Consider the following 448-nt stretch of genomic DNA (forward strand, 5'->3'; position numbering starts at 1 on the left):
CGCCAACGGCGCCCCCACCGTCACCTGCCTCAGCACGAGCGCCACGTCCGGCGTCGACTCGAACGCCGCCACCTGCTCCACCATCAACAAGTTCGGCGGCTCGACCGCGATGATGCCCGGCCAGACGGTCACGAGCGTCGTGAGCATCAAGAACGTCGGCACGACGCGGGCCTCGACCTTCACGCTGACCCCCGGCGCCGCCTGCACGCAGATCAAGAACGGCACCGTCAACGGCTCGGCCACCGACTTCTGCTCCAAGCTCAACGTCGTCATCACGGCCGCGGGCAGCGCCACCCCCGTCTACTCCGGCACCGCAGCGGCCCTCGCCGGCTCCTCCGCCAAGACGCTGACGGCCCTCGCCGCCAACGCGAGCACCGACTTCACCTTCGCGGTCACGCTCGACTCCTCCGCCGGCAACACGTACCAGGGCCTCGGCGCCTCGCTGCCC

General features: G+C 70.8%; 1 protein-coding gene. It reads left to right on the top strand.

Features of this window, described 5'->3' with window-relative positions:
* A partial coding sequence (locus tag DZG00_RS16495) for a hypothetical protein (protein ID WP_119455875.1) occupies positions 1–448 on the top strand: 448 nt, incomplete at both ends.

This window comes from Clavibacter lycopersici (assembly GCF_003576405.1).
Classification (GTDB): domain Bacteria; phylum Actinomycetota; class Actinomycetes; order Actinomycetales; family Microbacteriaceae; genus Clavibacter; species Clavibacter lycopersici.